General features: G+C 39.3%; 22 protein-coding genes. 21 read left to right on the forward strand and 1 reads right to left on the reverse strand.

The window, feature by feature from the left end; genetic code table 11:
• Nucleotides 1–17: 17 nt before the first annotated feature.
• The 16 genes from ilvN (BUA02_RS07330) to BUA02_RS07405 all read left to right on the forward strand — a co-directional run bounded on the left by ilvN (BUA02_RS07330) (nt 18) and on the right by BUA02_RS07405 (nt 18,736).
• Nucleotides 18–500, forward strand: coding sequence for an acetolactate synthase small subunit (gene ilvN, locus BUA02_RS07330; RefSeq protein ID WP_072702278.1), 483 nt, complete (start codon nt 18–20; stop codon nt 498–500).
• A gap of 293 nt (nt 501–793) precedes the next feature.
• Nucleotides 794–1,297 (forward strand): acetolactate synthase small subunit, encoded by a 504-nt coding sequence (gene ilvN, locus BUA02_RS07335; RefSeq protein WP_072702281.1) that lies wholly within the window; start codon nt 794–796, stop codon nt 1,295–1,297.
• Nucleotides 1,298–1,510: 213 nt separating this feature from the next.
• Nucleotides 1,511–2,539: a ketol-acid reductoisomerase gene (gene ilvC, locus BUA02_RS07340; RefSeq protein ID WP_072702284.1), complete on the forward strand. Its 1,029-nt coding sequence runs from the start codon at nt 1,511–1,513 to the stop codon at nt 2,537–2,539.
• Nucleotides 2,540–2,632: 93 nt separating this feature from the next.
• A complete protein-coding gene (locus BUA02_RS07345; RefSeq protein ID WP_072702287.1) occupies nt 2,633–5,071 on the forward strand; it encodes a YfhO family protein in 2,439 nt (812 codons plus the stop codon).
• 85 nt (nt 5,072–5,156) lie between these two features.
• Nucleotides 5,157–6,428, forward strand: coding sequence for a 3-isopropylmalate dehydratase large subunit (leuC, locus tag BUA02_RS07350; RefSeq protein WP_072702290.1), 1,272 nt, complete (start codon nt 5,157–5,159; stop codon nt 6,426–6,428).
• An 18-nt stretch (nt 6,429–6,446) separates the two neighbouring features.
• Nucleotides 6,447–6,935: a 3-isopropylmalate dehydratase small subunit gene (gene leuD, locus BUA02_RS07355; RefSeq protein WP_072702293.1), complete on the forward strand. Its 489-nt coding sequence runs from the start codon at nt 6,447–6,449 to the stop codon at nt 6,933–6,935.
• Nucleotides 6,936–7,043: 108 nt separating this feature from the next.
• Complete coding sequence (locus BUA02_RS07360) at nt 7,044–8,027, forward strand: glycosyltransferase family 2 protein (protein WP_072702296.1); 984 nt, start codon at nt 7,044–7,046, stop codon at nt 8,025–8,027.
• A 26-nt stretch (nt 8,028–8,053) separates the two neighbouring features.
• On the forward strand, nt 8,054–8,872 hold the full coding sequence (locus BUA02_RS07365; RefSeq protein WP_072702299.1) for an Mrp/NBP35 family ATP-binding protein: 819 nt from the start codon (nt 8,054–8,056) through the stop codon (nt 8,870–8,872).
• Between the two features lie 26 nt (nt 8,873–8,898).
• Nucleotides 8,899–10,314, forward strand: a complete 1,416-nt coding sequence (locus BUA02_RS07370; protein ID WP_071176262.1) for an AI-2E family transporter — start codon at nt 8,899–8,901, stop codon at nt 10,312–10,314.
• 73 nt (nt 10,315–10,387) lie between these two features.
• Nucleotides 10,388–11,419 carry a branched-chain amino acid aminotransferase gene (locus BUA02_RS07375; RefSeq protein WP_071176261.1) on the forward strand — a complete coding sequence of 344 codons (1,032 nt, stop codon included), beginning with the start codon at nt 10,388–10,390 and terminating at the stop codon, nt 11,417–11,419.
• 106 nt (nt 11,420–11,525) lie between these two features.
• A complete protein-coding gene (ruvA, locus tag BUA02_RS07380) occupies nt 11,526–12,143 on the forward strand; it encodes a Holliday junction branch migration protein RuvA (RefSeq protein WP_072702461.1) in 618 nt (205 codons plus the stop codon).
• Nucleotides 12,144–12,172: 29 nt separating this feature from the next.
• Complete coding sequence (gene ruvB, locus BUA02_RS07385; RefSeq protein ID WP_071176260.1) at nt 12,173–13,183, forward strand: Holliday junction branch migration DNA helicase RuvB; 1,011 nt, start codon at nt 12,173–12,175, stop codon at nt 13,181–13,183.
• A gap of 50 nt (nt 13,184–13,233) precedes the next feature.
• Entirely contained in the window at nt 13,234–13,641 is a 408-nt protein-coding gene (locus BUA02_RS07390) for a cell division protein ZapA (protein WP_071176259.1), read from the forward strand.
• 62 nt (nt 13,642–13,703) lie between these two features.
• The gene (locus BUA02_RS07395) at nt 13,704–15,941 is read left to right on the forward strand and encodes a peptidase U32 family protein (RefSeq protein ID WP_072702302.1); all 2,238 of its coding nucleotides are present in this window, start codon (nt 13,704–13,706) and stop codon (nt 15,939–15,941) included.
• Nucleotides 15,942–15,945: 4 nt separating this feature from the next.
• The gene (locus BUA02_RS07400; protein ID WP_072702305.1) at nt 15,946–17,316 is read left to right on the forward strand and encodes an FtsW/RodA/SpoVE family cell cycle protein; all 1,371 of its coding nucleotides are present in this window, start codon (nt 15,946–15,948) and stop codon (nt 17,314–17,316) included.
• The gene (locus BUA02_RS07405; protein ID WP_072702308.1) at nt 17,285–18,736 is read left to right on the forward strand and encodes a peptidoglycan D,D-transpeptidase FtsI family protein; all 1,452 of its coding nucleotides are present in this window, start codon (nt 17,285–17,287) and stop codon (nt 18,734–18,736) included. The genes BUA02_RS07400 and BUA02_RS07405 overlap by 32 nt, the downstream gene beginning before the upstream one ends.
• Here the strand turns inward: BUA02_RS07405 and BUA02_RS07410 are convergent, their stop codons facing one another.
• The gene (locus tag BUA02_RS07410) at nt 18,737–19,798 is read right to left on the reverse strand and encodes an HD-GYP domain-containing protein (protein WP_072702311.1); all 1,062 of its coding nucleotides are present in this window, start codon (nt 19,796–19,798) and stop codon (nt 18,737–18,739) included. It abuts the gene before it with no gap.
• Between the two features lie 107 nt (nt 19,799–19,905).
• On the opposite strand from BUA02_RS07410, the gene BUA02_RS07415 reads away from it, so the two are divergent.
• The 5 genes from BUA02_RS07415 to recA all read left to right on the forward strand — a co-directional run bounded on the left by BUA02_RS07415 (nt 19,906) and on the right by recA (nt 23,528).
• Complete coding sequence (locus BUA02_RS07415; RefSeq protein WP_071176254.1) at nt 19,906–20,232, forward strand: hypothetical protein; 327 nt, start codon at nt 19,906–19,908, stop codon at nt 20,230–20,232.
• A gap of 11 nt (nt 20,233–20,243) precedes the next feature.
• Nucleotides 20,244–21,245 (forward strand): hypothetical protein, encoded by a 1,002-nt coding sequence (locus BUA02_RS07420; protein WP_072702314.1) that lies wholly within the window; start codon nt 20,244–20,246, stop codon nt 21,243–21,245.
• A 16-nt stretch (nt 21,246–21,261) separates the two neighbouring features.
• Complete coding sequence (locus BUA02_RS07425; RefSeq protein ID WP_071176252.1) at nt 21,262–21,654, forward strand: GerW family sporulation protein; 393 nt, start codon at nt 21,262–21,264, stop codon at nt 21,652–21,654.
• Between the two features lie 23 nt (nt 21,655–21,677).
• Complete coding sequence (locus tag BUA02_RS07430) at nt 21,678–22,214, forward strand: J domain-containing protein (protein WP_071176251.1); 537 nt, start codon at nt 21,678–21,680, stop codon at nt 22,212–22,214.
• 246 nt (nt 22,215–22,460) lie between these two features.
• Complete coding sequence (gene recA, locus BUA02_RS07435) at nt 22,461–23,528, forward strand: recombinase RecA (protein ID WP_071176250.1); 1,068 nt, start codon at nt 22,461–22,463, stop codon at nt 23,526–23,528.
• The last annotated feature ends 46 nt before the right edge of the window (nt 23,529–23,574 follow it).

Below are 23,574 nucleotides of genomic sequence, written 5' to 3' on the forward strand. Positions count from 1 at the left end.
GAAAGGGCAAAGATCATATGAAAAGAATATATTCTGTTTTAGTTGAAAATAGAGCCGGAGTACTTTCTAAGGTATCAGGACTCTTTTCCCGTAGAAATTTTAATATAGATTCACTGGTTGTAGGAGAGACCAATGATAAGAGTGTATCCTGCATGACCATCGTTTCAACTGGTGATGAGAGGACTATTGAGCAGATTGAGAAACAGTTAAATAAAAAGATTGATGTTATCAAGGTTAAGACCTTCAAAGAAAGCATGAGTATCAACAGAGAACTTATGCTAATAAAGGTTAAATACAACAAAGATAACAGAAGAGATATCATGGAAAACTGCGAGATCATGAATGCCCAGATAGTTGATATGTCAAAGAACATGATGATCATACAGATATGTGATACTTCCGAAAGAATTGAGCTCTTTATCGAGATGTTAAAGAGTGTCAGCATTGTGGAGATTGCTCGTACTGGAACTGTAGCACTTACTAAGTGTAAGGAGACATAGAGATAATAGTTCCAGATTAAGCAAATAAGATCAGTGTTTTGTGCACTGATCTTTTATTTGAACAGTACGCTTTATTGCGGTAAAATATTGCAAGTTTAAAGTTTTAAAGATTTTTTTGTTGACATAAGTAGGCAAAAGAGTATAATTTGATTAAATTAGTTGGATTTAGCGGACTAATAATCGTAAATATGGTTCAAAAGCCACGTGACAAGGTATATAAAACATTCACAGTTTAAAGTGCGAAAGTATAGGCACCAACACTGCAATTGAACCACATATTTTGAGGAGAAAAAATGCGTAAAAAGGTATTTCAGCTTTTAGTTGATAACAATCCTGGTACACTTTCAAGAATTTCAGGTTTGTTTTCACGAAGAGGCTACAACATTGAAAGCATAACAGCAGGAACTACCGCAGATCCTAGATTCACACGTATCACTATCGTTGCATCTGGAGACGATGTGATCCTTGATCAGATTGAGAAGCAGGTATCCAAGCTGGTTGACGTAAGGGATATTCATGAACTTCTGCCTGAGGACAGTGTTTATAGAGAGCTAGCCCTTGTTAAGGTTAGAGCAGAAGCTGATCAGAGACAGAGCATACTTGCTACTGCTGATATTTTCAGAGGCAACATCATTGATGTAAGTCCAGATTCACTCATCATCGAGATAACAGGTAATCAGTCCAAGATTGACGCCTTCTTAAAGCTTCTTGAAGGCTACGAGATTCTCGAACTTGCCCGTACAGGTATTGCTGGCTTAGGTCGAGGCACAGACAAGGTTATTTACCTTGATGAGTAATCATATTTAAGTATTTATTGAAGTTTTATCTATTTACATTCTCATAACGTATATATGGGCGTAAATGTATATGCGGCTTTGGTGCTTTTTAAAATGCCGGTACTTATGCCCTGTATTATAGGGCATTAGTACCGCTGCATTTTAATTAGAGCGGGAGCGTCACCAAAACGCATATACATTACGCCCATACCACATTTTTAGGAGGAAGAAGAAATGTCACAGGATGCTAGAATTTTTTATCAGGAAGATTGTAATCTTTCATTACTTGAGGGTAAGACAATTGCTATTATTGGTTATGGTTCACAGGGACATGCTCATGCCCTTAACCTCAAGGATTCAGGATGCAACGTAATCGTCGGTCTTTATGAAGGTTCTAAGAGCAAAGCTAAGGCTGAGGCTCAAGGACTTAAGGTTTATAACACGGCAGAAGCTGCTAAGATGGCTGATATCATCATGATCCTCATCAATGATGAGAAGCAGGCTAAGATGTACAAAGAGGACATCGAGCCAAACCTTCAGCCAGGCAACATGCTCATGTTTGCTCATGGTTTCAACGTTCACTTTGGACTTATCAAGGCTCCTAAGGATGTAGACGTTACAATGATCGCTCCTAAGGCTCCTGGACATACAGTTCGTTCTGAGTACCAGGCTGGAAAGGGTACACCTTGTCTTGTTGCTGTAGAGCAGGATGCAACAGGTAAGGCTCTTGATCTTGCACTTGCATATGGTGCTGGAATCGGTGGAGCAAGAGCTGGTCTTTTAGAGACAACATTCAGAACAGAGACAGAGACAGACCTCTTTGGTGAGCAGGCTGTTCTTTGCGGCGGTGTTTGTGCTCTTATGCAGGCTGGTTTCGATACACTTGTTGAGGCTGGTTATGATCCAAGAAACGCATATTTCGAGTGCGTACATGAGATGAAGCTTATCGTTGACCTTATCTATCAGTCTGGCTTTGCTGGTATGAGATATTCAATCTCTAACACAGCTGAGTATGGTGATTACATCACAGGTCCTAAGCTCATCACAGATGAGACCAAGAAGACAATGAAGAAGATCCTTTCAGATATCCAGGATGGAACATTCGCTAAGGAATTCCTCCTTGATATGTCAGAAGCTGGCGGACAGGTTCACTTCAAGGCTATGAGAAAGCTTCACGCTGAGCATCCATCAGAGCAGATTGGTGCTGAGATCAGAAAGCTTTACAGCTGGAATAATGAGTCAGACAAGCTTATTAACAACTAATTTGAAAATGTTACAAATATAGACTAATATAGAGAGGGTGTCATTTATGATGACACCCTTTTATTATGTGTTTGGTTAAGAGGTATTATGAAAATGTCTGAAGAGAAAAAATCTGAGAAAAAGAAGTATTATGTGCCTATAGTGATGTTTTTGAGCGCATTCCTTATGTATGTGCTGGCGGCACTTCCTATTTTTGTTAGGAGAGGTCTGCCTTTCTTTTACTATGGCGATTATAACGTACAGCAGATCCCATTTTATCTTGCTGCCCATAGAGCAGTAGAAAACGGTGATTTTTTCTGGAACTGGAATATTGATCTTGGTGGTACTATGTTTGGCGACTTTGCCTTTTATCTTTGGGGAAGTCCATTCTTTTGGATCACTATGCTCTTTGATGAGAGTGCGATTCCATATCTTATGCCATTTCTGATGGCACTTAAATATGCTACAGCTGCTACATGTGCATATCTTTATATTTCACGTTATGTCCACAAATATACCTATGCAATGGTAGGTGGCTATCTCTATGCATTTTCCGGTTTTAACGCCTGCAACATCGTATTTAACCACTTTACTGATTCAGTAGCATTTTTCCCATTGTTCCTTATGGCCTTTGAAAATCTTATGGCAGTGGATCACAAGGATGAAGAGGGCGCCTTTAAGCTTTCAGGTAAGCCATTTATTCTTTTTGCGCTTATAACTGCATTTATGTCCATAGTTAACTATTATTTCTTCTTTGGACAGGTGTTGTTCCTTGTTATCTATTTCTTTGTAAGATACACACAGGGTAATAACTTTAAGACTATCTGCAAGATGTTTGTTAGAGCCCTTCTTGGTGGCATTACAGGTGTTATGCTTGCTGCATTTTTCCTGTTGCAGGCCTTTGCAGGAATTCAGGGTAACTCAAGACTTGATAATTTCATAAATGGCTATGATATCCTTGTTTATCCAAGTGAGAAGCTTTTGTGGGATATCGTAAAGAGCCTTTCTATGCTTCCTGATATCATTGGTAAGGGGACCTTGTTCTATACAGGAACGGTCAAGAATGCTTCCCTTGCAGCATATATTCCTTTATTTGGTATTTCAGGTGTTGTTGCGTTCTTTTTACTTAACAAAAAGAAGAAAAACTGGGAAAAGACTATCCTTATCGTATGCGCAGTTATGGCTGTGATCCCGGTGCTTAATGCATCTTTTTCCATGTTCAATAGCTCATATTATGCTAGATGGTTCTACATGCCAATCCTCATTATGTGCCTTATGACGGCACAGGTTGCAGAAAGAGGTAAGTCTCACCAGCTTAAGGTTGGTACTGTTGTTGCTGTTGTCATGTTCCTTTTCTTTGTGGGAGTATATTTTTTCCCATCCAAGAATGATGCGGGCGAAACAGTTTTCTTTAACATGACTGAGAACAGCAAGATCTTCCTTTTGGATGTTCTTGGAACAGCTATCATGAGCTTTATCCTTCTTATACTGGTATTTGTGGTTCCAAAGAAGATCGGTAAAAAAGACAGATTTCCTATAACCATAAGAGACAGGATCATACTCTTTACAGTTATAGCAAGCTGTATCTTGTCAACCTTTATACCTCTTCAGAACGGAAGCTCTATCATAAGCGATAAGGGTAAGACCAAATGGCAGGAGCAGATGCTCTTTAATAAGACAGTTGTTGATCAGAGTGATTTCTGCAGAGGAGAAGTGGATAGTACTTCCACCAACTATGATATGGCTTGGGGAATCCCTTCAATTCACTGCTTCCTTAGTACGGTTCCATCTGAGATCTTTGATTTCCTACATGGAACACTTGATATTAACAGAACAGTAGAGACCACTATTCCTGTTAACAGAGTAGGAGCAAGGGCTATCCTATCTGCAAGATACTATATGGAAAATGCTATTATCAGTAAGAACAGGATCTTCAATAATGGCGAAGGTACAGATGGATACGTTTTTCATGATACACAGAATGGTTTTGACGTATTTGAAAATAAGAACTTTATCCCAATGGGATTTACCTATGATTACTACATAACAGAGTCTGAGTGGGAAGACCTTGATCCTGAAGACCATGACTATGACCTTTCTAGGGTACTTATCATTTCTGATGATGATGCCCTTAAGTATGGCGATAGCCTCATTATGACTGAGCTTACAGCAGAAGATCTCTTAAATGATGAGATGAACTACTATAGATTTGAAAAAGAGTGTGAAAACAGAAAAGCAACTTCATGCTCAAGCTTTATTACAGATACTTACGGCTTTAGTGCTACAACCTCAATACTCAAGGACAACACTTTGGTATTCTTCTCAGTACCATTTACAGAGGGCTTTAGCTGCACTGTAGATGGAAAAGAGACAGAGATTGTAAGAGCTGATTATGGCCTTATGGCAATACCTGTATCTGGCGGTGTTCATGAGATAAGAGTTACATATACACCAGAAGGATTCAAGAATGGCGGCATTCTTAGTTTGATAGCCCTCATTATTCTCTTGGTTTATGGCACATACACATTAAAAATAATCAAGAAAAACGATTAAATTTGTTATGTGTTTTACTTCCTTTTACTATGTTATATTTACTATATTGTTTTTGATATAAATTAAGGCAAGGAGATATGACAGTATGAGCGGAATGACCATGAGCCAGAAGATTTTGGCAGCACATGCGGGACTTTCAGAGGTTAAGGCTGGACAGCTTATAGAGGCTGATCTTGATCTAGTCCTTGGCAACGACATAACAAGCCCTGTAGCTATCAAAGAAATGTCAAAGTTCACAAAAGAGGGAGTATTTGATAAGGACAAGATTGCGCTTGTTCCAGATCATTTTGTACCAAACAAAGATATTAAATCTGCTGAGAACTGCAAATGTGTTAGGGAGTTTGCGATTAAGAACAAGATTACTAACTATTTTGAAGTAGGTAAGATGGGCATTGAGCATGCTCTTTTACCTGAGCAGGGACTTACAGTTCCAGGAGACCTTATAATCGGTGCTGATTCACACACCTGTACCTATGGCGCTTTAGGAGCATTTTCTACAGGTATCGGGTCTACTGATATGGCTGCAGGAATGGCTACAGGTAAGGCATGGTTCAAGGTTCCATCAGCCATTAAGTTTAATATTGTTGGCAAGCCTTCAAAATGGGTAAGTGGTAAGGATGTCATTCTCCATATCATTGGCATGATCGGTGTTGATGGAGCTCTTTATAAGTCAATGGAATTTGTTGGAGAGGGTATAAAGAATCTTTCTATGGACGATAGATTTACGATTGCTAACATGGCTATCGAGGCTGGTGGCAAGAACGGAATCTTCCCTGTGGATGATGTTGCTATGGCTTATGTTAAGGAACATGCGCCAAACAAGAAGATTACAGTATATGAAGCTGATGAGGATGCTGAGTACGATGAGGAGTATACAATTGATCTTAGTATCTTGAAACCAACAGTTGCATTTCCACATCTTCCAGAGAATACTCATACCTTTGATGATATAAAAGATATCAAGATAGATCAGGTAGTAATTGGATCCTGCACAAACGGAAGGATCGATGATCTTAGAATAGCAGCTGAAGTGCTTTTAGGTCGTCATGTAGCAGAGGGAATCAGATGTATCGTGATCCCTGCTACACAGAAGATATATCTTACAGCAATGGAAGAGGGACTGTTAAAGACCTTCGTAGAGGCTGGAGCTATCGTATCAACTCCAACCTGCGGACCATGTCTTGGTGGTTATATGGGAGTTCTTGCATCAGGTGAGAGATGTGTATCTACTACAAACAGAAACTTTGTAGGAAGAATGGGAGCTATCGATTCTGAGATTTATCTTGCTTCCCCTGCTGTTGCAGCGGCAAGCGCAGTAACAGGCAAAATATCACAGCCATCAGAGCTGGGACTTTAATGGAGGAGGAAAGATAAGATGAAGGCAGCAAGAGGCACCGTTTTTAAATATGGCGATAACGTTGATACAGATGTGATCATTCCGGCAAGATATCTGAATACCACAGATGGTTCTGAACTAGCAAGGCACTGCATGGAAGATATTGACAAAGACTTTGCTTCTAAGGTAAAGGCTGGAGATATCATAGTTGCTGACAAAAACTTTGGTTGTGGATCTTCAAGAGAACATGCTCCACTTGCTATTAAGTGCGCAGGCGTCAGCTGCGTTGTAGCTAAGAGTTTTGCAAGAATCTTTTACAGAAACAGTATAAACATTGGACTTCCTATCATAGAATGTGAAGAAGCCGCCGAGGCAATAAAGGCTGGAGATGTTGTGAACATCGATTTTGATTCAGGCATCATTACAGATGAGACAACAGGAGAGTCATTTAAAGGCCAGGCATTCCCTCCATTTATGCAAAAGATAATAGACTCAGAGGGACTTATAAATTACATAAATCAAAAGTAAGATAAACTTTTCAGGGTGGCAGAAAAAGCCACCCTGTTTTTTGGCTGTCGCCTTTAAAAAAATATTGATTTATATTATTATTGTAAGGGTATGAATACGGAGGACGATATGAACAGATTATTTTGTGTTATTCCTTGTTATAACGAAGAGGAAGTACTTCATGAAACTGCAAGCAGGCTTGAAGCCAAGATAAAGAGCCTTGTTGCTGCAGGTAAGATTGCAGAAGATAGTAGGATCTTATTTGTAAATGATGGATCTAGAGACAAGACTTGGAGCATCATTAGTGAACTTCATGAAAAAAGTGAGTTATTCCAGGGGATAAACTTATCTAAAAATATGGGACATCAGAATGCTCTTTTAGCTGGTCTTATGACTGCAAAGGATCTTTGCGATGCAGCAATATCTCTTGATGCGGATCTTCAGGATGATATTAATGCAATTGATGAGATGGTGGAAAAATACCTTAATGGAGCAGATGTAGTCTATGGTGTCAGATCAAAAAGAGCTACTGACACATTCTTTAAGAAATTCACAGCAGAGTCTTTTTATAAGCTTATGAATAGTCTTGGAGCCAATACTGTCTACAACCACGCTGATTACAGACTTATGAGCAGACGTGCACTTCAGGCGCTTTCTGAATTTGGTGAAGTCAACTTGTTCCTTAGAGGAATCGTGCCTATGGTTGGCTTTAACTCAGATGTTGTTTACTACGAAAGAGCAGAGAGATTTGCCGGAGAGAGTAAGTATCCTCTTCGCAAGATGCTCAGTTTTGCTATGGAAGGTATTACAAGTCTTAGCACCAAGCCCATCAAGATGATCACAGGCCTTGGCGTTAGCATCTTCCTTGTGAGCATCATTGTACTTATCTATTCACTTGTGAGACATTTTACAGGTCATACTATTCCTGGATGGACTACAACAGTTCTTTCTGTTTGGGCAATTGGCGGACTTATTATGATCTCCCTTGGTGTTATTGGTGAGTACATTGGCAAGATCTACCTTGAGACCAAAAATAGGCCTCGCTTTATCATCAGAGATTATATCGGTGATGAAGAGGATGTTGAGATCGCAAATTATACTTACAAAAGATAAAGAAAGATAGGAGTTTATTTTATAAAATGGCAAACGGACACGGCAAGAAACCAGAAGACTTTAAGAAGCAGATGGAGGAGAATTTTAAAGTTGCTCCTGGTGCTAATACACATGTAAAGAAAGTTATCGGAATCGTAAGTGGTAAGGGCGGCGTAGGAAAGAGCCTTGTTACAGGCCTTTCAGCCACATATATGAACAGAAAGGGCTACAAAACAGCAATCATGGATGCTGATATTACAGGTCCTTCAATCCCAAAGATGTTTGGAATCGGCAAATTGAACGTTGCCGATGAGAATGGTCTTATTCCAGCAGTAACAGAGCATGGTACCAAGGTTATGTCTCTTAATATGCTCATGGATCACGAGACTGATCCTGTTATCTGGAGAGGCCCTGTAATAGCAGGTATTGTTAAGCAGTTCTGGTCAGATGTTAACTGGGGCGATGTAGACTTTATGTTTGTAGATATGCCTCCTGGAACAGGAGATGTGCCTCTTACAGTTTTCCAGTCTCTTCCTGTAGATGGAATCATTGTTGTATCAACTCCTCAGGAACTTGTTAACATGATCGTTGAGAAGGCTGTTAACATGGCCAATATGATGAATATTCCAGTTCTTGGTATTGTTGAGAATATGAGTTATATGAAGTGCCCTCACTGCGGAGAGATGCTTAATATCTTTGGTGAGAGCGGTCTTGAAGCTTATGCAGCTTCTAATGGCCTTAGTGTTCTTGGCAGAATTCCTCTTGATCCACAGTTTGCTTCTCTTTGTGATGCAGGCAAGATTGAAGATATGAAGGAAGATTATCTTGATAGTCTTGTATATATCCTTGAAGGAATGATCGAATAAAAACTTACTGTTCGGAGAAAAGTGTTATGAAAATGAAACCAGAAAAAAATCAAGTAACATGGGGCATTACCATATTTGTATTATGTGTTGCAGTTATGCTGGCATATTCGGTCATATTTCATGGCAAGACTCTGACCAAAAGCCTTACAGATATCATAAATGGTCTGTCAGGAATCATCATTGGCATCGTTATTGCTTATATCCTCATTCCTTTACTTGAGGGTATTGAGGAAAAGATACTGTATCCATTGTTTAAGCTTTGCGGCAAGGAAGTATCTGTTTTTGATAAAAAGGACAAGAAGGTAAGAGGAACTATCAGAAAGATAGCAGTTCTTTTGACTATGATAATATTCCTCTTTATTATTTATGGACTGTTTAGGATCATCATTCCTCAGCTTATAGACAGTATAAAAGAGATCGCAACAAATTTGCCTATCTATATTAGAAATATGGATGAGTATTCTAATATGTTCCTTAGTAACAATCCAGATCTTCAAAAGATCATTGATTCACAGCTGGATCAGTACTATGAGAACTTAAGCGAATTCATGACCAAGAAGCTCCTTCCTATGCTTCCTTCAGCTGATACTATGGTGAAGGTTGCATCCAAGAGTCTTCTTTCGATCATTGGAGGTGTTCTTGATATAGTTGTCGGAGTTATTGTTGCTATCTATGTTCTTAATTCCAAGGAACGTTTTTCAACTATCGGCAAAAAGATGGCTTATGCTACATTCAGAGAGGATTTTGCAAACGAACTTATTGGTGGCTTCCGATTTGCAAACAACACCTTTGAGAGTTTTATTGGTGGTAAACTTATAGATTCACTTATCATCGGTGTTATCTGTTATATAGGTTGTGCATTTGCACTGCACATTGACTATCCGGTACTTATTTCTGTGATAGTTGGTGTAACCAATATTATTCCATTCTTTGGCCCATACATCGGTGGAATAGCAGGTGCACTGTTACTTGTCTTGATCGATCCTATCCAGGCACTTGTGTTCCTTATCTTTGTCATTATACTTCAGCAATTTGATGGCAATATCTTAGGACCAAGGATTCTTGGAAGCTCAACAGGTCTTTCAAGCTTTTGGGTTATCTTCTCAATTACCTTGTTTGGTAAGCTTTGGGGAATAGTGGGATGGCTTATAGGTGTTCCTATCTTTGCAGTATTCTATGCATTTATAGCCAAGATCACCAATGTGCTTCTTGAAAAGAAAAACTTAAGTACCTCTACACAGGATTACTATGATCTTGCCTATATCGAGGGTGGAGAAAAGAAATCCCTTAGCGACAAGAATAATAATAAGTTCAACGCCAGCAAAGAAGCAGATACTTTCAATAAGATCTTTAATTTTGAAGGCATCAAAGAAAAACTAGGTGAAAAAAGATCAAGAAAAGAAGATAAGAAATCTGAAAAAAAGGATAATGATAACGCTTGACGGTTGATTACAAAGGTCTATAATGTTATGTATTATCGCTTTGGCGTGTTAAAGTTTGGAAGGGGATGAAGAAATGAGTAAGAAGAATTTAGACTGGGCAAATATTGGATTCAGCTATATGGTAGCTGATAAGAGATTTGTATCTAACTATAAAGATGGAAAGTGGGATGACGGTGTCATTACAGAGAATTCCATGGTCACACTTTCAGAGGATGCTGGTGTTCTTCATTACGCACAGGAATGCTTCGAAGGACTTAAGGCTTATGAGACAGAAGATGGTAAGATCGTAACCTTCAGACCTGACCTGAACGCTGCTAGAATGGAAGATTCTGCTAAGAGACTTGAGATGCCTCCATTCCCGGCTGATAGATTTATCAAAGCTGTAGAAGAAGTTGTAGCAGCCAACAAAGATTGGGTTCCACCTTTCGGAAGTGGAGCAACTCTTTACATCAGACCTGTTATGTTCGCTACAGGAAATGTTATTGGTGTTAAACCTGCTGATGAGTATCAGTTCAGAATTTTCGTAACACCTGTTGGACCATACTTCAAGGGCGGTGCTAAGCCTATCGTTGTTAAGATAAGTGACTTTGACAGAGCAGCACCTCATGGAACAGGTAACATCAAGGCTGGTCTTAACTATGCTATGAGCCTTCATGCTATCGTTACAGCTCATGAAGAAGGATTTGCTGAGAATGTTTATCTTGATGCTGAGTCAAGAACATATATTGAGGAGACCGGTGGAGCTAACATCATCTTCGTTACTAAGGAAGGTGGACTTGTAGTTCCTAAGTCACACACAGATTCAATACTTCCATCAATCACAAGAAGATCTATCGTATATGTAGCTAGAGAGATTCTTGGACTTGATGTTGAGGAGAGACCTGTTAAGCTTTCAGAGGTTGAGAATTTTGCTGAGATGGGACTTTGCGGAACAGCTGCAGTTATCAGCCCTGTTGGTAAGATCAATGACCACGGCAAGGAAATCTGCTTCCCAAGTGGAATGGATGAGATGGGACCAGTTATCAAGAAACTCTACGATACTCTTACAGGTATCCAGATGGGTAAGGTTCCTGCTCCAGAGGGATGGATCCACGTTATAGAATAATAATTTAGTGTATTTGAGGGCAAAAGAATTTTTCTTTTGCCCTCTTTTTTATACATTCAATGTGGTAGAATATAAGGAGTTTAGGAGAAAGTGGGGAGATTTTAGCTTGATAGCATATGTTAATGGAATCCTTGAAAATATTGAAGAGGGGAATGCTGTTATAGATGTTAATGGCGTTGGATATAATGTGAACATCTCTGGCAATACTATGGACAGGATGCCTGGTATCGGAGAAGTTGTTAAGCTTTATACATATACAAATGTAAAAGAGGATGCTTTTACATTATTTGGATTTTTATCTAGAGATGAGCTGAATTTATTTAAGATGCTCATTACTGTTAATGGAATTGGACCTAAGGGTGGCCTTTCTATTTTATCTGTTATGAGTCCTGATGATCTTAGATTTGCGATCATCGCAGGAGATAGCGCTTCTATTGCCAAGGCACCTGGAATAGGAAAAAAGACAGCTGAGAGGATAACTCTTGAGCTTAGGGATAAAATAAAGGCTACAGAAGATGATATGCTTTCTTACAGATCTGCCGGTAGTGAAGATCTGTCTGGTGAGGCATCTCTTTCTAAGGATGAAGCTGTGGCAGCGCTTGTGGCTCTTGGCTATAATTCATCAGAGGCAGTTAAGGCAGTTAGAAAAGTTCTTTCAACTGATCCTGATGCAGCATCTGATACAGAAGTACTTCTTAAGAAGGCACTTAAGGAAATGTTCTGATAATTACTACTGGAGAGTTTTTGATAAGTATGGAAAAAAGAAAGATAGTAACATCAAGGGGAATTGATGCAGAAGCTAATATAGAAGATTCAAGGATAGAAGGTTCCCTTCGTCCAAAGAGTCTTGATAGCTACATAGGACAAAAGAAAATTAAGGAAAGTCTTAAGATCTATATTGAGGCTGCAAAGGGAAGAGGCGAAAGTCTTGACCATTTGCTATTTTATGGACCTCCAGGACTAGGTAAGACAACTCTTGCAGGTATTATAGCTAATGAGATGGGCGTTAATATCAAGATTACCAGTGGCCCTGCAATTGAAAAACCTGGTGATATGGCTGCAATCCTTAATAATCTTCAGGAAGGTGATATCCTTTTTGTTGACGAGATCCACAGACTTAACAGGCAGGTAGAAGAAGTTCTTTATCCTGCAATGGAAGATTATGCCATTGATATCATGATCGGAAAGGGACCTACCGCGAGATCTATAAGGCTTGACCTTCCACACTTCACACTAATAGGTGCAACTACTAGGGCAGGTATGCTATCAGCACCACTTCGTGACAGATTTGGAATGATCCACAGGATGGAATTCTATGATATCGATGAACTTTGTACGATCATCATGCAGTCTGCAGGGATTCTAGGAGTTGAGGTTGATGCCAATGGAGCAAAAGAGATGGCAAGACGCAGTAGAGGAACGCCGCGACTTGCTAACAGAATCCTTAAGAGAGTAAGGGATTTTGCTCAGGTTAAATATGACGGCGTTATTACTGAGAAGGTTGCTAATGTGGCTCTTGATCTTATGGACGTTGACAAGATGGGACTTGATCATACAGATAGAAACCTTTTGATGACAATGATCGATAAGTTTGGCGGTGGCCCTGTAGGACTTGATACTTTGGCAGCTGCGATAGGCGAAGATGCAGGCACTATAGAAGATGTCTATGAGCCTTATCTTATCAAGAATGGACTTATCAATAGGACGCCAAGAGGCCGTGTAGTCACGGATCTTGCACTTACACATTTAGGACTTGAAAAGTAAAGTCTCTGTGATTTATAATTTTACCATGCAATTACGAGGGGGAAAGATAGATGGCATCTAAAACAGATACCGAAGTAATTATAGGCGGAAAAGTATTTACTCTTAGCGGATATGAGAGCGAGGAGTATCTTCAGAAGGTTGCTTCATATATTAACAACAAGATATCCGAATACAACAAGATTGATGGTTTTAAGAGACAGCCTATTGATACACAGAATGTTCTTTTACAGCTTAACATTGCTGATGACTATTTTAAGTCCAAGAAGCAGATCGAGCTTATGGAAGAGCAGCTTTCCGAAAAAGAAAAAGAATTGTACGATATCAAGCATGAGCTTATTGCAACTCAGATGAAGCTTGAGAACACAGAGAAAAATAGTAAGTCACTCCAGACTAAGCTTGATGATTCATCTAAGAAGATCATTCAGCTTGAGACACAGGTCAAGAGTGCAAAGAAATGAGACTTTGAGGGCTGTCTTTTGACAGCCTTTTTCATTAGTTAGATATTTAGATAGGAATTATTATGGTTGAATTACTTGCCCCTGCTGGGGGCTATGAAACAATGGTGGGAGCATTTAATGCAGGTGCTGACGCTGTTTATCTTGGCGGTTCTAAATTTGGAGCCAGAGCCTATGCTGACAATTTTGACAAAGAGCAGGTTCTGGATGCCATTTCTTATGCCCATTTACATGGAAAAAAGATCTACATGACAGTTAATACGCTGGTTAAGGAAAGAGAGTATGGAGAAGTATACGACTTCATGCTTCCATTTGCTGAAAAGAAGCTTGATGGTGTTATTGTTCAGGATCTTGGCGTTATGAAGCTCATAAGAGATGAGTTTCCGAAAATAGAGCTTCACGGCAGTACCCAGCAGACTGTTACTGGTGTATACGGAGCAAAGCTTTTAAAGGAACTTGGCTGCGTGAGAGTTGTTCCTGCAAGAGAGCTTAGCCTTTCTGAGATGAAGAGCATAAAGCAGAAAGCAGACATAGAAGTAGAAGCCTTTATTCATGGAGCAATGTGTTATTGCTATTCTGGAATGTGTTTATTTAGCAGTATGGTCGGCACCAGAAGTGGCAATAGAGGTAGATGTGCTCAGCCTTGCAGACTTCCTTATCGCTCAGATCTTACTGGTAAAAATAAAGAGCAGTATCCACTTAGTCTTAAGGATATGTGCACAGTGGATCTGATTCCAGAGCTTATTGAGGCAGGCATTGATTCTTTTAAGATCGAAGGCAGAATGAAAAAGCCTGAGTACGCTGCAGGTGTAACTCATATTTATAGAAAGTATATTGACCTTTATTATAAGGAACCAGATAAAAAACATGAGATTTCCCGTGAAGATATGGAGATCTTAAGATCGTTATATCTAAGAACAGAGATAAGTCAGGGTTATTACCACAAGCATAACGGCAAAGACATGGTGACACTGGCTTCTCCAGCCTATAACGGAACATCTGATGCGGTACTTGCTGATATCAAAGACAGATTTCTTGGGGGAGAGCTTAAGATCAAGTGTGATATTAACTGTAAGCTTTCACTTGATGAGGATATATATATCACTATGTCTGCCTTTAAAGGAGCAGAGCGCATAGTTAAGGAGATCAGAGGTAGTAAGGTTCAGGCTGCATCGAAGCGGCCTATGGATAAAGAGAGCGTATACAAGCAGCTTTCAAGACTTGGAAATACTCCTTTTGAAGCTGAGAATATTTCTATATCTATTGATGATAAAGGAAATGGTGCGGGAATATTTGTGCCTGTTAGTGAGTTAAATGAGCTCAGAAGAACTTTGTGTGAAGAGCTGGAGAAAGCTCTTTTAACAGATGAACATGTGGAAACAATCAAAAAAGACTATGGTAAGAGTCAGGCTAATGAAAAAGAAAGCCTTCCGGAGAATGTAAAGGGAGACGTGCATATACTTGTGACTACAAAGGATCAGCTTGAAGTGGCACTAAAAAAAGCTGATGAGTATAGCGATATTACAAGGATCTACGTTGACAGTAATCTATATCAGTCTCTTGGTAACACTCCTTCAAGTCGAGGCCGACTAGAGCTTATGGTGGCGCTTCCATATATGACAAGAACTGAGCAGTATGATGGAGTCTCTGAGATAGAGCGTATCTTAGATTCACTTGGAGATAAGGGATTTGATGGAGTACTAGTCAGAAACCTTGAACAGCTTGGATTTTTACATGACAGAAAGTATTCTGGCAAAGTTATTCTTGATTATGGAATCTATATTTGGAATGGGCAGGCGGCTGAAATGCTTAAAGATCTGGCTTGTGAGGCATCGATTCCTTATGAACTTACATTCCATGAGGCTAAAGAGGTTTCTAAAAAGGTACGACAAAAGACAGGTCTTCCTGAAACCTATAATATTTATGGATACACACCTATGATGATAAGTGCCGGCTGTGTTAAGAAGACGCTTGGCACCTGTAGCGGTTTTCAGAATAAACTGCATTCTGAGAAACTTTCAATTTATGACAGAATGGACAATGAGCTTAAGATCACTACTAATTGCCTTGATTGTTATAATATAATCTGGAATGCACATCCTACTTCTCTTCACAAGAAGCTTACAAACATACAGGATGCGGGATGCTTTGACCATTACAGAATAGATATGTCTGTTGAGAGTCAAAAAGAATGTGCAGATATCATCAGCTATTATCTTGATAGCTTAAAGAGTGAGAGTGTGTCTGACATTTTTGAAAATGCAGAATATACGACAGGACATTTTAAGCGCGGAGTAGAGTAAATAGATGGAAGTTTATATTACTGAAATATCAAAATACGTCATTGCAGGACTTCTTTTTCTATATTCATTAGAGGCCTTCATGGCGTTTAGATTTAAGAATGAAGAAAAGAGAAAATGGCTGTATGCCAGACAGATCATACTGATGTTTGCGGTTCAGATCGCATGTTTTGTGCAGATAATGGCTAGAACTGGTAAAGCAGTCTATCTGTTTTTCTTCGCATTTCAGATCATAATATTTGCTTCGGTGATAATGCTTTTTTATATCATTTATCCCGAAGGCAACAGGCTAATTATCAACAATAGCTGCATGCTTCTTATGATAGGAATGATTATTTTAACAAGGCTTTCCTACGACAGAGCGGTGAGACAGTTCTTTATCATAGTTGCATCATTTGTTATAGGTTTTTTTGTTCCAGAGATCATATTTAAGTTTGATTTTCTCAAGAAGTTTACTTGGATCTATGCGGCACTTGGCGTTACAGCAATTGGAGTGGTTCTTTTGCTTGGAGCTGTTACAAACGGTTCTAAGATCTCATACACGGTTGGCGGTGTTACCTTCCAACCATCCGAAGTAGTTAAGATACTTTTCCTTTTCTTTATGGCAGGTGCGCTTTATTCCTCAGAAAATATATGGCAGCTCTTACTTACTTCATTTGTGGCATCTGTGCATGTTATCATTCTGGTCTTGTCAAAAGACCTTGGAAGTGCGCTTATTTTCTTTGTGATATACCTTGCCATGATCTATATCTCAACAGAGAATATAGGCTATCTTGCTATGGGACTTGGTTTTGCAACTCTTGCAAGTGCAGTGGCATACCAGCATTTTTCTCATGTTCAGGTGAGAGTACGAGCTTGGATGGATCCTTTCACTGATATCGAAGGCTCAGGCTATCAGGTATCACAGTCTTTGTTCGGTATAAGCAGCGGCGGCTGGTTTGGCGTTGGTCTATATGGTGGCTCGCCTTCCTCGATACCATTTGTTGAGCAGGACTTTATCTTTTCAGCTATAGCAGAGGAACTTGGAGTTATATTTGCTGTAACAATGGCACTTATCTGCGTCAGCACCTTTATTGAGATCATGAGGATAGGATATTTTCTTCGTGACAAATACTACAGGCTTGTGGTATGCGGTATCGGAGTGGCTTATATTTTCCAGACTTTCTTAACTATTGGAGGTGGAGCTAAGTTCATTCCTTTAACAGGTGTCACACTTCCTTTTGTTAGCTACGGTGGATCCTCTGTCCTTGTTACTATCATAATGATCATGATAGTTGAAGGAATCAGTATGATCAGGACCGATGAAAAGAAAGAAGCAATAGAACGTATTAGAAGGCAAAGAGATAATGAGAGAAGAAAAGCTTCGCGGCGAGACTAAAAAGAAAAAAAGAATCAGATCATATCCGATCATAGTATTATCAATCGTCTATTGTCTTTTGTTTGCATCAATGCTTGGATATATCTGTTATTACTCCTATACAAACAAGCAGGAGTTTATGAATAACAAGTACAATACAAGACAGCAGATACTGACAGCCAAGAATAAAAGAGGCGACATACTATCTAGAGATGGTGAAGTCCTGGCAACTACAGAGCTTGATGCTGAAGGCAAAGAAAAAAGAGAATATCCCTATGAAAAAGAGTTTGCTCATGTAGTAGGTTATTCAACAAATGGAAAGTCCGGAATAGAGGAGTTTGCCAATTATTACCTAATAAACACAAGTATTGAGCTTTCTGAGAAGGCAGCGCTTGACAAAGCGGGTCAGAAGTACCCTGGTGACAACGTTATCACAACCCTTGATACTCATCTTCAGGAAGTTGCTTACAATGCACTGGCTTCCAGAAAAGGCGCTATCATTGTAACTAATCCTAAAACAGGTGAGATCCTTGCTATGGTTTCCAAGCCAGACTTTGATCCTAATACAATAGCGACAGAGTGGGATAACATGTTAAAAGACACATCAGGAGACGCCAAGCTCCTAAATAGAGCAACTCAGGGGCTTTATCCACCTGGATCTACTTTTAAGATAGTAACTTCATTAGCGTATCTTACGGAGCATCCTACAGATTATACTCAGTACAGATTTAGCTGTAATGGTAAATTTGCAAAGGGAAGTGATGTGATTTCATGTTATCATGGAGAAAATCATGGAAACCTTGATTTTTACGGTTCTTTTGCTGAATCCTGTAACTCTTCCTACGCCAATATAGGTCTTTCTGTTAATCAAAAGACCTTTAATGATACCCTGGATAAGCTCATGTTTGGGCAGGACCTTCCTGTTGACTTTAGATATTCAAAGAGTAGTGCTGAATATACTGCAGGCATGTCAACAGCAGATGTGATGCAGCTATCTATTGGACAAGGAACAACAGCAGTTTCACCACTTCATATCAATATGATCACATCAGCCATTGCTAATGATGGCGTGCTCATGAAACCTTATCTTATTTCTGAAGTTAAATGCGCCAATGGAAAAGTAGTAGATACATTCCAGGAAGAGAAGGTAAAGAGACTGATTTCTAGCGAAGAAGCAGGGATACTTAGAGATATGATGGAGCAGGTAGTTCTTAAGGGAACTGCCAGCAAATTAAAAGGCCTTTCCTACACAGCGGCAGGAAAGACCGGTTCAGCAGAGTTTAATTCAAATTCTGATTCACATGCATGGTTTACAGGCTATGCTCCAGCTGATGATCCTGAGATATGTGTCACTATCATAGTAGAGAACGCAGGAAGTGGTGGAAGCTACGCAGTTCCAATTGCAAAGAGAATATTCGATGCATACTTTGGAGTAGAATGATCAGAATACTGATATGATAAACAGATCATTTCTGGTAGAAAGATCTATAAGTGAATCATCGTTCATTTTAATGAGAGGGCGTGAGAGCGCTCTTTCATTTATTAATATGATCTCACCAATCTTGCCGTTATTTAGCTGGACATTAAAGCCAAGCTGTGAGTTAGCAAGGTGAGACAGTATTGATTTAATGGATGCATAGTCGTATTTGGTCAGACCTTCATTTTCATAGTTGGCTATGATCTGGAATGGGTGTAGCTTTTGTCTGTAGGCTCTTGGTGAAGTCATAGCTTCGTAGGTGTCAATGATAGCTATATATTTAGCAAATCTGTCTATTTCTTGATCCTTAAGAGCTTTTGGGTAACCAGTGCCATCACATCTTTCGTGGTGCTGAAGAGTGGCATTTAATACATGCTCATCAAATCCTCCTAATGAAGCAAGAAAATCGTGTCCTATAGTAGTGTGCTGCATAACAAGCCTATATTCTTCAGAGGTGAGCTTTTCTGGCTTCCACAAAATAGAATATGGAATACTGAGCTTACCAATGTCGTAAACAAAAGCGCAGTATATGAGAAGGTCTATATCTTTATTTGAAAGACCAAGCCATGTTCCAAACACGCTGGCAATAAGTGCTGAGTTCAGGCAGTGAGCATAGATAAGATCATCTTCACTTGGAAGCATGTTGTAAAGGTAATCCAAAAGGAGCTCACCACTTTTGGCGCATACTATGATATTTCTGTAAACCTCCATCAGCTGACCCATGTTGATAGGCTGTCTGTTGTTTACAGATGTAAGCGTAAGATTTTTGAATACAGGGAAATAAATATTATAGGTGGACTCAAATTTCTTGAAACCTTCACTCTGTCTGACTTTCTCAAAGTGAGTAGTGATAAAATCTGATTCTTCCTTGATCTGAATTACCATTATAGAATGTCTGGCAAGTTTTTTGATGATGTTTTCTGTTATTTTAGTATTGGCAGAAACAATGATCTCATTTTTGTAATTAAGAATATCTTCCGCGGTGATCATACCGGGCTTTAATTCCATTCTAGCGACTGCTTTCATTTAGTTCTCCATATCATTCCGTCATGTGATATACTTATCATGGATTTATTCTAATATAAAATCCTTGTTTTGGATAGATTTTCTGCACATGGGAGACATATATTTTTATGAAAAAAAGAGGATTTTGTATTTTTTACAAAAATCTTTACTGGGGAAGTTCATTAAAAAAACATTCTCTTATAAAATGGCGGCTTGTACACGGAAGAGGACAGTTTAATATCTTCTGCATCACAAGATCTATGAATGACAGAGACCAGCTTGATATCATTCACTGTGCCTTTTTAAAACAGTCTTATTATCTTGAGCATCCGGTTATGATATATGGCGTTGCCAAAAGCTATGATGAAGCGCTAGAACTTGTAGTAAAGATATCTGATGAGGCAATTCAGAATGGATATGAAGGCAGGCTACTGGCGTATCTTGACAGAGAATAACGGAGTAACATATGTTGGCGGGAATTCTTACAGTATTAAAGATAATTGGCATAGTATTACTTGTGATATTAGTACTACTTATTGCCATTATCCTATTGGTTTTATTTGTACCACTTAGATACAAACTGGATATTGATATACCTCGAACCGAGTTGCAAAGCGGCTTTGACATGGAAAAGATGTTCCTAAACGCCAGAATTACCTGGCTTTTGCATTTTATAAATGCCGGGATCACGTATCCCAAGCAAAAAGAGTTTGAAGTGAAAATTTTTGGGATCCAAGTGTTTCCAGGAAAAGTAAAAAAGACCTCTCAAAAGACCGATAAAGATATTGAGGACAAGCCATCTGAGGGTGTCATCGAAATGAGTAACATGGAAGAAAAACCCAAGGAAGAGGAGCATGAAGAACCTCAAAATGAGGAAGCTTTACAGGAACAAGATATAGAGGCATCTGAAAGCGCTGAATCAGAGCAGTCAGACGAGGCTCATGAAGCAAAAGAAGAGACCACATCTGACGATGTGGATGGTGATGATTCCAAAAGCTTTCTGGATGTTATCTGGAAGGTCATAGATCTTGTGAAAAAACTTATCGAAACGCCACAAAATGTGTTTTCGAAAATACAATATACAATATCTAGAGTTTGTGGTAAGATAGATATGATCAAAACCACGCTTGAAAATGATATATTTAAAAGAGCATATGCCCTTGTAAAAGGCAAAATCATAAAGCTTGTCAAGATGATCCTACCTGACAAAACAGATATAAGGATCACACTTGGAACAGGGGATCCTGCTCAGACAGCAGAGGTTATGGCAGCCTATGGAGCACTTTATCCAGTGCTTGCAGGTAAGGTTTATATGGACCCTGTTTTTGAAGAGAGTGTTATTGAACTTAAGGCTCATCTAAAGGGCCATGTAACATGCTTTACAGTAGTGTATTGTGTAGCTGTTTGCTATTTTAATAAAGATGTGAAAAAAGTGATCAGGAGATTCAAGAAGATCATGAAATCCTGATAAGCTGGAGGGTAATATGGCAGAATCAAATTTTAGTGGTGTTGTTGAATCCCTTTTAAAGGGAATGAATTCTATACTTGCAACAAAGACAGTAGTTGGAGAGGCAACTCAGGTAGGAGATACTATCATTCTTCCTCTTGTAGATGTTTCTTTTGGTGTAGGAGCTGGTTCAACAAATGCAGATAAAAAGGATGGTGGCGCAGGCGGATTTGGTGCAAAGATGTCTCCCAGCGCAGTCCTTGTTATAAAGAACGGATCTACCAAGCTAGTTAATATCAAAAACCAGGATGCAGTAACAAAGGTTTTAGATCTCGTACCTGATATTGTGGATCGTTTTTCAAAAAAAGAAGAAATCATGGATGACAAATCAGCAGTAGATATTGCTTTTCCGGAGAATGAGGAAAAGTAATCCAGAAAGGCAGGGGTACCTTTATGGACGAGAGAAGAAATCTTGAAGAAATTATCTTAAACGGCAGTAAAGATGAGCTTGCTGAGTTAAGAGTATGGCTTTTTAAGGAAAGTGTTCGCTTAGAGAATCATGAAAGTGCTCTTTCAGAACGTTATGCTAAGTTAGAAGCTGATGAGATAGCTTTTAAGGAAAAGATGGATGCGGCTGAAAGAAAGCTTGAAAACGCGCAGAAAAAATTAAATAATGACAAAGCTTTGTTTGAGCAGAGGCTCAAAATACTCAATAATGGCTTTGATGAACTTAACAATGACAGAAGGAGACTTGAGACAGAATATTGCAGACTTGAACGTGAGAAAGTCTATCAGAGAGAAAATGAGTATGACGCCCTTGATCTGCTCTTTAGAGGTGCCAATACACCACTTACACTCAAGAAGAGATACAAGGATCTTATGAAGATGTTCCATCCTGATAACATAAGTGGAGACCATGATATGGTTCAGCTTATCAACCAGGAATATAGTGCACTTTGCAGACAGTATGATATGAGTGCTACCAACTAATAATGGACTAGTCTAGGGGGAAGCTTTTTTTTGACATAAAAAAATATTTATGATAAATTAAACAAGTCATTGCTCTTTCTGAGTAATGACTTGTGTGTGTTCTACGGGGATTCTTTGATTCTTACAGTGATTCTGCTGAAGATTTCAAAAGTAAAAAAATCAAAAAATATTTATTGACATAATCGAACGTTTGTTTTACTATAAATTCATGGATAGAACGAATGTTCTTTTGAGAAGGAGATTAGTATGGAAAGAGAAGAAAAACAAAAAGCATTAGAGGCAGCTCTCGGACAGATTGAGAAGCAGTTCGGTAAGGGAGCTGTAATGAAGCTTGGTGATTCATCTGATACTATGAATATTGAGACTATCCCTACAGGATCATTAAGCCTTGATATCGCGCTTGGTCTTGGTGGTATTCCAAAGGGTAGAATTATAGAGATCTATGGACCTGAGTCCAGTGGTAAGACAACAGTTACACTTCATATGATCGCAGAGGTTCAGAAGAGAGGCGGAATTGCAGGATTTATCGATGCTGAGCATGCTCTTGATCCTGTATATGCCAAGAATATTGGTGTAGATGTAGACAACCTCTATATCTCACAGCCAGATAGTGGTGAGCAGGCTCTTGAGATCACAGAGACAATGGTTCGCTCAGGCGCTATTGATATCGTAGTTGTAGACTCTGTTGCAGCTCTTGTTCCTAAGGCTGAGATCGATGGCGATATGGGAGATTCTCACGTAGGTCTTCAGGCAAGACTTATGTCACAGGCTCTTCGTAAGCTCACAGCTGTTATCAGTAAGTCAAATTGTACAGTAGTATTCATCAACCAGCTCAGAGAGAAGGTTGGTGTTATGTTTGGTAATCCTGAGACAACAACTGGTGGACGTGCTCTTAAATTCTATTCATCAGTTCGTATGGATGTTCGTCGTATCGAGGCTATCAAGCAGAACGGTGAGAATATCGGTAACAGAACAAGAGTTAAGGTGGTTAAGAACAAGATTGCTCCTCCTTTCAAGGAAGCAGAGTTCGATATCATGTTTGGTAAGGGAATCTCAGCTACAGGAGACATCCTTGATCTTGCAGCTGGTGTGGATATCGTTAATAAGAGTGGTGCCTGGTATCAGTACGAAGGTGAGAAGATTGGTCAGGGTCGTGAGAATGCCAAGCTCTATCTTGAGAATAACCCAGAGATCCGTGCTGAGATCGACGCTAAGGTAAGAGCTCACTATGGACTTCCAGTAAATGGCGCTGTAACAGCTCCTAAGGCAGAAGAGGAAGCTCCAGCACCTAAGAAAACAAAATCATCAAAATAATGACCTGTATCGGTGACCTTCGGGTCACCGATTTTTATAAGAGGAG

Source organism: Butyrivibrio hungatei DSM 14810 (assembly GCF_900143205.1).
Taxonomy (GTDB): domain Bacteria; phylum Bacillota; class Clostridia; order Lachnospirales; family Lachnospiraceae; genus Butyrivibrio; species Butyrivibrio hungatei.

Bases quoted from the DNA above. Each gene is read 5' to 3' on its own strand.
- ilvN (WP_072702278.1), top strand. From the start codon at position 18: ATGAAAAGAATATATTCTGTTTTAGTTGAAAATAGAGCCGGAGTACTT.
- BUA02_RS07425 (WP_071176252.1), top strand. From the start codon at position 21,262: ATGGCAGAATCAAATTTTAGTGGTGTTGTTGAATCCCTTTTAAAGGGA.
- BUA02_RS07365 (WP_072702299.1), top strand. From the start codon at position 8,054: ATGGCAAACGGACACGGCAAGAAACCAGAAGACTTTAAGAAGCAGATG.
- BUA02_RS07390 (WP_071176259.1), top strand. From the start codon at position 13,234: ATGGCATCTAAAACAGATACCGAAGTAATTATAGGCGGAAAAGTATTT.
- BUA02_RS07345 (WP_072702287.1), top strand. From the start codon at position 2,633: ATGTCTGAAGAGAAAAAATCTGAGAAAAAGAAGTATTATGTGCCTATA.
- BUA02_RS07400 (WP_072702305.1), top strand. From the start codon at position 15,946: ATGGAAGTTTATATTACTGAAATATCAAAATACGTCATTGCAGGACTT.
- ilvC (WP_072702284.1), top strand. From the start codon at position 1,511: ATGTCACAGGATGCTAGAATTTTTTATCAGGAAGATTGTAATCTTTCA.
- BUA02_RS07410 (WP_072702311.1), bottom strand. From the start codon at position 19,798: ATGAAAGCAGTCGCTAGAATGGAATTAAAGCCCGGTATGATCACCGCG.
- BUA02_RS07395 (WP_072702302.1), top strand. From the start codon at position 13,704: ATGGTTGAATTACTTGCCCCTGCTGGGGGCTATGAAACAATGGTGGGA.
- ruvB (WP_071176260.1), top strand. From the start codon at position 12,173: ATGGAAAAAAGAAAGATAGTAACATCAAGGGGAATTGATGCAGAAGCT.
- BUA02_RS07420 (WP_072702314.1), top strand. From the start codon at position 20,244: ATGTTGGCGGGAATTCTTACAGTATTAAAGATAATTGGCATAGTATTA.
- BUA02_RS07430 (WP_071176251.1), top strand. From the start codon at position 21,678: ATGGACGAGAGAAGAAATCTTGAAGAAATTATCTTAAACGGCAGTAAA.
- BUA02_RS07415 (WP_071176254.1), top strand. From the start codon at position 19,906: ATGAAAAAAAGAGGATTTTGTATTTTTTACAAAAATCTTTACTGGGGA.
- BUA02_RS07375 (WP_071176261.1), top strand. From the start codon at position 10,388: ATGAGTAAGAAGAATTTAGACTGGGCAAATATTGGATTCAGCTATATG.
- BUA02_RS07360 (WP_072702296.1), top strand. From the start codon at position 7,044: ATGAACAGATTATTTTGTGTTATTCCTTGTTATAACGAAGAGGAAGTA.
- recA (WP_071176250.1), top strand. From the start codon at position 22,461: ATGGAAAGAGAAGAAAAACAAAAAGCATTAGAGGCAGCTCTCGGACAG.
- BUA02_RS07370 (WP_071176262.1), top strand. From the start codon at position 8,899: ATGAAAATGAAACCAGAAAAAAATCAAGTAACATGGGGCATTACCATA.
- ilvN (WP_072702281.1), top strand. From the start codon at position 794: ATGCGTAAAAAGGTATTTCAGCTTTTAGTTGATAACAATCCTGGTACA.
- leuC (WP_072702290.1), top strand. From the start codon at position 5,157: ATGAGCGGAATGACCATGAGCCAGAAGATTTTGGCAGCACATGCGGGA.
- leuD (WP_072702293.1), top strand. From the start codon at position 6,447: ATGAAGGCAGCAAGAGGCACCGTTTTTAAATATGGCGATAACGTTGAT.
- BUA02_RS07405 (WP_072702308.1), top strand. From the start codon at position 17,285: ATGAGAGAAGAAAAGCTTCGCGGCGAGACTAAAAAGAAAAAAAGAATC.